General features: G+C 66.8%; 8 protein-coding genes. 5 read left to right on the top strand and 3 right to left on the bottom strand.

Features of this window, described 5'->3' with window-relative positions; translation table 11 throughout:
• A partial coding sequence (gene panD, locus P3W85_RS30380; protein ID WP_276267500.1) for an aspartate 1-decarboxylase occupies window positions 1–357 on the bottom strand: 357 nt, incomplete at its 3' end.
• A 206-nt stretch (window positions 358–563) separates the two neighbouring features.
• Window positions 564–1,685, bottom strand: a complete 1,122-nt coding sequence (locus P3W85_RS30375; protein ID WP_276267499.1) for a Re/Si-specific NAD(P)(+) transhydrogenase subunit alpha — start codon at window positions 1,683–1,685, stop codon at window positions 564–566.
• A 469-nt stretch (window positions 1,686–2,154) separates the two neighbouring features.
• On the opposite strand from P3W85_RS30375, the gene P3W85_RS30370 reads away from it, so the two are divergent.
• From P3W85_RS30370 to mnmA, 5 genes are all read left to right on the top strand, one after another.
• Window positions 2,155–2,979 carry a TorF family putative porin gene (locus tag P3W85_RS30370; RefSeq protein ID WP_276267498.1) on the top strand — a complete coding sequence of 275 codons (825 nt, stop codon included), beginning with the start codon at window positions 2,155–2,157 and terminating at the stop codon, window positions 2,977–2,979.
• A gap of 138 nt (window positions 2,980–3,117) precedes the next feature.
• Window positions 3,118–3,540 (top strand): hypothetical protein, encoded by a 423-nt coding sequence (locus P3W85_RS30365; RefSeq protein WP_276267497.1) that lies wholly within the window; start codon window positions 3,118–3,120, stop codon window positions 3,538–3,540.
• Entirely contained in the window at window positions 3,527–4,498 is a 972-nt protein-coding gene (gene dapA, locus P3W85_RS30360; RefSeq protein WP_276267496.1) for a 4-hydroxy-tetrahydrodipicolinate synthase, read from the top strand. Before P3W85_RS30365 ends, dapA begins: the two co-directional genes overlap by 14 nt.
• 89 nt (window positions 4,499–4,587) lie before the next feature.
• On the top strand, window positions 4,588–5,091 hold the full coding sequence (locus tag P3W85_RS30355; RefSeq protein ID WP_017226540.1) for an NUDIX hydrolase: 504 nt from the start codon (window positions 4,588–4,590) through the stop codon (window positions 5,089–5,091).
• Window positions 5,088–6,188: a tRNA 2-thiouridine(34) synthase MnmA gene (gene mnmA / locus P3W85_RS30350; protein ID WP_017226541.1), complete on the top strand. Its 1,101-nt coding sequence runs from the start codon at window positions 5,088–5,090 to the stop codon at window positions 6,186–6,188. The genes P3W85_RS30355 and mnmA overlap by 4 nt, the downstream gene beginning before the upstream one ends.
• A 71-nt stretch (window positions 6,189–6,259) precedes the next feature.
• On the opposite strand, the gene P3W85_RS30345 is transcribed toward mnmA, so the two are convergent.
• Entirely contained in the window at window positions 6,260–6,874 is a 615-nt protein-coding gene (locus tag P3W85_RS30345; RefSeq protein ID WP_276267495.1) for a glutathione S-transferase family protein, read from the bottom strand.
• Window positions 6,875–7,007: the final 133 nt, after the last annotated feature.

Below are 7,007 nucleotides of genomic sequence, written 5' to 3'. Positions count from 1 at the left end.
CTTCTTGATTTCCTTGATGGCGTTGTTGTCGTCCACCAGGATGATCTTCGGCTTGTAGGTGGCGATCTCGTCATCGCTCATCGGCGCGTAGGTGCAGATGATGAGATGGTCGCCGAGGTGCGCGCGCCGTGCGGCCGCCCCGTTGAGCGAGATCTCGCCGGTGCCGCGCGCGCCCTTGATGATGTAGGTGGAGAAACGCTCGCCATTGTTGACGTTGTACAGCTCGATCTTCTCGAACTCCTTCATGTCGGCCGCTTCGAGCAGATTCTCGTCGATGCCGCATGAGCCCTCGTAGTGGAGGTCCGCCTGCGTCACGGTGACACGATGGAGCTTGGCGCGGAGCATGATGCGTTGCATGGGTGATACGTCCTTGGTTGATGCTGGATGAGCTTTTAAGGGGGCCCTTGGGTTTGCGTTCCCCGGGCCACTTGGAATGATTCCGGTGCCTGGGCGTTGGCCGGCCAGGCCGGCGAACGCCGGCAGCGGCGCGAAAATCGCGCGTCTGGCCAGAATCGCCTGGCGCCATTCTAAAACGGCCGGGCCGCCTGGGGCCCGGCGCCGTCTCAGGAAGCGCCCCGGACCACCTGGCCATCCTTGCACATCAGGCAGGCGGCGACGATGTCGTCTTCCAGGTTCAGCGTGAACTGGCCGTCCTTGTCGATGACGAGCTTGAGGAAGTCGAGCACATTGCGCGCATAGAGGGCCGAAGCGTCGGCCGCCACCATGCTGGCCAGGTTGGTGTGCCCGATCAGCGTGACGCCGTGGCGCTCCACCACCTCGTCGGCCACCGTGAGCGGGCAGTTGCCGCCCTGCGCCGCGGCCAGGTCGACCACCACCGAGCCCGGCTTCATCGCCTGCACGGTCTCCTCCCTGAGCAGCACCGGTGCCTGGCGGCCCGGGATCAGCGCGGTGGTGATGACGATGTCGGCCGCCTTGGCGCGCTCGTGCACCAGTTCGGCCTGGCGCCGCATCCAGTCGGGCGGCATCGGGCGTGCATAGCCGCCCACGCCCTGCGCGATCTCGCGCTCTTCGTCGGTGACGAAGGGCACATCGAGGAATTTGGCGCCCAGCGATTCGATCTGTTCCTTGACGGCCGGACGCACGTCGGAGGCTTCGATCACCGCGCCCAGCCGCTTGGCGGTGGCGATGGCCTGCAGGCCGGCCACGCCGGCGCCGAGTATCAGCACGCGCGCGGCCTTGACGGTGCCCGCGGCGGTCATCAGCATCGGCATGAAGCGCTGGTAGTGGTGGGCGGCGACCAGCACCGCCTTGTAGCCGGCGATATTCGCCTGGGACGAGAGCACGTCCATGCTCTGCGCGCGCGTGGTGCGCGGCGCGGCTTCCAGCGCGAAGGCCGTCAGCGAGGCGCGCGCCATGCGTGCGTTGTTCTCTGCGTCGAAGGGATTGAGCATGCCGATCAGCGCGGCGCCCGGCTTCATCAGCGCGAGCTCGGCATCGTCGGGGGCACGGACCTTGAGCACCAGCTTCGCGCCCAGGGCCTGGGCCGCGGTGCCAATGGTGGCGCCGACCGCCTCATAGGCCGAATCCGGCTGGCTGGCGCGCACGCCAGCTCCCGACTGGACAATGACCTGATGGCCTTGCATGACGTACTTCTTGACCGTCTCCGGGGTGGCGGCGACACGAGTCTCACCTGCCCGCGTCTCCTGCGGGATGCCGATGTGCATCGTCAATTTCTCCTTTTGCTGGCGTCTTTGAGGCGCTGTCAAAATGATTCTGGCGATGCGGCGCGCTCGCCTGACCAGAACCGCTTCGTTTCATTCTGACAATGCCACGTATCTGCTGAGCGGGCGGACGTCCTCGGCCCTTGTGTTCTGTCCTGCGTACGGCCGGGGCCGAGCGCAGCGCACAATTTTTTCGCAGCTTACAGGAATCTGGCGATCCGTGGTGACTGGCCGGTCGGCTTTTGCGCAACAGCGCGTACGCTGCATGGCCCCCATAGGGTGGCTGCATGGCCTGGCCGCCCACCGGCGTGCCGTTGAGGATTTTTATGCCATCCCTTGGCGGCCGGGCCCATTCTTGACACCGATTTGAGATGCGCTCCCTTACTGTCATGGTCTCCCGGCGGCCTGCGCCGGCGCGGCTGTGTCCACCGCCTCCTATGGACCGATGTCTTTCCCATTTGCCAAGCTATCCATGACTGCTTCCCGTTTTGACGCCCCGCGCGCCAGCGCGCTTTCCCTGCTCTGCGCCACGCTCTTGTCGGCCGCTCCCGCAGCCTTCGCCCAGAGCACAGCCCAGGAGGGAGGGGCATCCACCGATGCCGTGGCGGCGGAAGCCTCGCCGCATACCCTTAGCGCCAACGTGACCCTGGCCAGCGAATATCGCTACCGCGGCCTGATGCAGACCAACCGCCGGCCGGCGATCCAGGGCGGTTTCGACTATTCGCATTCGAGCGGCTTCTACCTGGGCAACTGGAACTCGAGCATCAGCTGGCTGGGAGACAGCAACGCCAAGGTGTCCGCGCCGGTCGAAATGGACTTCTACGGCGGCTTCAAGAACACCTTCACGCTGGGTGGCCTGGAGTGGAATTACGATGTGGGCGCGCTGGAGTACTACTATCCCGGCGACTACCCGTCGGGCTATACGCGGCCGTACACCACGGAGCTGTATGGCGGCATCGGCTATGGCCCGGTATTCCTGAAATACTCGCACGCGGTCACCAACCTGTTCGGCTTCGCCGACAGCAAGAACAGCTACTACGTCGACCTGTCGGCCAATGTGCCGCTGGACTTCTGGGGCCTGACGCTGAATGCGCACGTGGGCTACCAGAAGGTCAAGAACGTGACCGACGCTTCGTACACGGACTGGAAGCTGGGGCTGACCAAGGACCTGGGCAAGGGCTTCGCGCTGGCGCTCGCCTATATCGATACCAACGCCAACAAGTCCGTCTATACCAATGTGCCGGGGCGCTATATCGGCAAGGCCACGGCCTTTGCTTCGATCACCAAGACGTTCTGACTGTCCTGACTGTCCCGCCGCCGCTTCTTGACGACTTTTTGATGGTGCCGGCGGCGAATACTGCATCAACTTGAGGCCACTCTGCCTAGCATGGTTCCATGTTCAACAGATGACCCGCGCCGCGCGGGTCCCGCTTACATGCGACAGTCCAGCCTTGCCGTGGCCTATGCTTCCGTGCCGCGCCGCCGCCTTTCCCGAGTGGATGCCCGCAGCGACGCGCGCACGGATTCGCGCGCCGCTTCCCCGGCGCAATCCCGCATCGGCGCCGCCTCCGCCACGCCGCCCTTGCTTGCCGCGGACACCGCGTGCAGCTGGATCCGGCTGCGCCTGGCGGTGGCGTCAAGCCAGGTCTTCGCGCTGCGCCAGTCGCTGCACCGCGCGATCGGGCAGCTGGCGCGCGTCTACGTGGTCGAAGTGGACCACCGCCATGGCGAGACCACCCTGCATGTGGAAGTCGAGCGCGGTGGCCGTGATGCCGCCATGCACGCCATCATGATCGCATTGCCGGCCGCCGAATTCGGCGTCACCACCCAGCTGGGGCAAGACCATGCGGCACACTGAGGTCGATGCGGGCCCGGCCGGGCTGGCGGATTCTGGCCCGGCTTTGCGCGACGGGCAGAGCACGCTGGCGAGAGCAGGGCTGTGGCTGCCGCTGGTGACACCGATGCGGGACGGCGAACCGGACCTGGCCTGCGCCCAGCGGCTGGCCGCGCACTATGTGGCCAGCGGCGTGGACGGGCTGGCCATACTTGGCACCACCGGCGAAGGCGGACTGCTGTCGCCGGCCGAGCGCCTGATGTTCACCGCGGCGGTGCTGGAGGCGGTGGATGGGGCGTTGCCAGTGCTGGCCGGTGTCGGCGGCGTGGATACCCGGGTCGTCTGCGAGCAGGTGCGCCAGCTCGATCGCTTCGACCTGGCGGGCTACCTGGTGCCGCCGCCGTATTACCTGCGCCCGGGCGACGAGGGCATCGCCTGGCATTTCGAGCGCGTGGCCGACGCAACGTGGCGTCCGCTGATGCTTTATAACGTGCCCAAGCGCACCGGCTGCGCACTGTCGCCGGCGCTGGTGCAGCGCTTGGCGGCGCATCCGCGCATCGTCGCGGTCAAAGAATGCGATGCGGCCGGGCTGCGTGCCCTCGCGGGAAGCCAGCGGCTCGCCGTATTCTGCGGCGAGGATGCGGCGATGCTGGACCACTTGCTGGCCGGCGGCGACGGCGTGGTGCCGGCCAGCGCGCATATCCGCCCCGATCTGTTCGTGCGCCTGTTGCAACTGGTGGCGGCCGGGCACGTCGAGGCAGCGCAGGCGCTGTTCGCGCGCCTGGCGCCGCTGGTTGCGCTGCTGTTCTCCGAGCCCAACCCGGCTCCCGTCAAAGCCGCGCTGGCGCTGTGCGGGATGGCCGGGCCCGAGGTCAGGCGGCCGCTGTCGCCGGCCAGCCGGGCGCTGCAGGAACGGCTGGAACAGGCGATATCCCTGCTGCCGGCGGTGGAGGACGTGGACAGCACTTTGCTGCCGGCCTAGACATTGCCGCGGCCAGGGCGTGTTTGGCGTGCGGATGCGCGAAAGGGCAGCAACCGGTAAAATGCCGGATTGCCTAAAATTTGTGCATCATGTCACATGACTGGAAAGCCAGCGTCACGGTCGCCGCCGTTATCGAGCGCGGCGGCCGCTTCCTGCTGGTGGAAGAAGACACCCCCGACGGCCTGCGGCTGAACCAGCCTGCCGGCCATCTCGATCCCGGCGAGAGCCTGGTTCATGCCGTGATCCGCGAAACGCTGGAAGAAACCGCGCACACGTTCGAACCGCGCGCGCTGCTGGGTTGCTATACGGCCCGTTCGCATTCGGCCGGCACTGCGGCGCGGGCGGGCGGCGATATCACCTATGTGCGCTTTGCCTTTACCGGCGAGCTCGGCGCGCTCGATGCCGGGCGCCAGCTCGATACCGGCATCGTGCGTACGCTGTGGATGAGCGCCGACGAGATCCGCGCCTGTCCCGGCCGCCACCGCACGCCGCTGTTGATGGCCTGCATCGACGACTACCTGGCGGGCAAGCGCTTCGCGCTCGACGCGCTCTACACGCATCCTTCCGTGCTGGCAGCCGGGGCACCGTCATGAGCACCGGCAAGCGCGTGGTGGTGGGCATGTCGGGCGGCGTGGATTCCTCGGTGACCGCGTGGCTGCTCAAGCAGCAGGGCTATGAGGTGATCGGCCTGTTCATGAAGAACTGGGAGGACGATGACGACGGCGAGTACTGCTCGACCAGGCAGGACTGGCTGGACGTGGTCTCGGTGGCGGATCTGATCGGCGTCGATGTGGAGGCGGTCAATTTCGCCGCCGAGTACAAGGACCGCGTCTTCGCCGATTTCCTGCGCGAGTATTCGGCCGGCCGCACGCCCAATCCCGATGTGCTCTGCAATGCCGAGATCAAGTTCAAGGCCTTCCTCGATCATGCCATGTCGCTCGGCGCCGATACCATCGCCACCGGCCATTACGCGCGCGTGCGCGAGGTGGGGGCGGACGCAGGCGCCGGCACGGGCCGCTTCGAGCTGCTCAAGGCCTTTGATCACACCAAGGACCAGAGCTACTTCCTGCACCGCCTGAACCAGGCGCAGTTGTCGCGCACGCTGTTCCCGCTGGGCGAAATGCCCAAGACACGGGTGCGCGAGATTGCCGCCGGGATCGGCCTGCCCAACGCCAGGAAGAAGGACTCCACCGGCATCTGCTTTATCGGCGAGCGGCCTTTCCGCGATTTCCTCAACCGCTACCTGCCTACCAGGCCGGGCCCGATGGTGACGCCCGACGGCAAGGAGGTCGGCCAGCACATCGGCCTGGCTTTCTATACGCTGGGCCAGCGCAAGGGCATCGGTCTGGGCGGCAGCCGCACCGGCAATGGCGATGCCTGGTATGTGGCGCGCAAGGACATGGCCAGCAACACCCTGTACGTGGTGCAGGGTCACGAACATCCGTGGCTGCTGACGCCCACGCTCGATGCTGCCGACCTGTCGTGGGTGGCGGGCGAGGGGCCGGCGGCCGGCGCCACGCTGTCGGCCAAGACGCGCTATCGCCAGAGCGATGCCCCCTGCACGGTGACGGCATCCGCTGCCGATGCGCTGCAACTGACCTTCGCGCAGCCGCAGTGGGCGGTCACCCCGGGCCAGTCCGCCGTGCTGTATGACGGCGACGTGTGCCTGGGCGGCGGCATCATCCAGTGATCCGGGGCCACGCCTGCGCATAGAAAACCGGCCCGCTCCAGGCCGGTTCTTTCTCACCGCGCCGGAGCGGCTCAGCCGCGGGGCGGCTCGGTGTCGATGAAGGACTGGCGCTTGCCCAGCTTGTCCTGGTACGCCGCCAGGCGCGGGTGGCGCTCGCGCCAGGCAATCTCCGGGAAGCGGAAGTCGAGATACGACAGCGCGCAGCCCACCGCCACGTCGGCCAGCGAGTAATGGTTGCCCGAGCACCAGGGACGGTCGGCCAGTCCGTCGGCAATAGCTGCGACCGCGGCGTCGATCTTGCCGAGTTGGCGCTTGACCCAGCGCTCGCTGCGCTGTTCGGGCTCGCGCTGGGTGTGTTCCAGGCGCGCCAGCAGGGCTGCGTCGAGCAGGCCATCGGCGAGCGCTTCCCAGCAGCGGACTTCGACGCGTTCGCGCCCGGCTTGCGGGATCATCCGGCTGACCGGCGTCAGGGTGTCGACATACTCGACGATCACGCGGGAATCGAAGATCGCGCCGCCGTCTTCCATCACCAGGCATGGCACCTTGCCCAGCGGGTTGAATTGTCCGATGGTGGTGTCCGGCGACCACACGTCAACCTCCACCATCTGGTAATCGATCTTTTTCTCTGCCATCACTACGCGCACCTTGCGCGCGTAAGGACTGGTCTGCGATGCGTACAGCTTCATGGGCTCCCCTCGAGCTTGTTATGAAGTGCATCGGCGCTCACTGGCATGGCGGGCGGCGCGCCGGGGCGTCCGGCCGGCATGCCCGATGCACTTCATAACAGGCTAGCGGATTGGCGAGCGGGAGTATACCCGC

Origin of the sequence: Cupriavidus basilensis (assembly GCF_029335485.1) — a bacterium.
GTDB lineage: Bacteria > Pseudomonadota > Gammaproteobacteria > Burkholderiales > Burkholderiaceae > Cupriavidus > Cupriavidus basilensis_E.
Note: the sequence above shows the minus strand (reverse complement) of the source record. Positions and strands in the feature narration are given on the sequence as shown.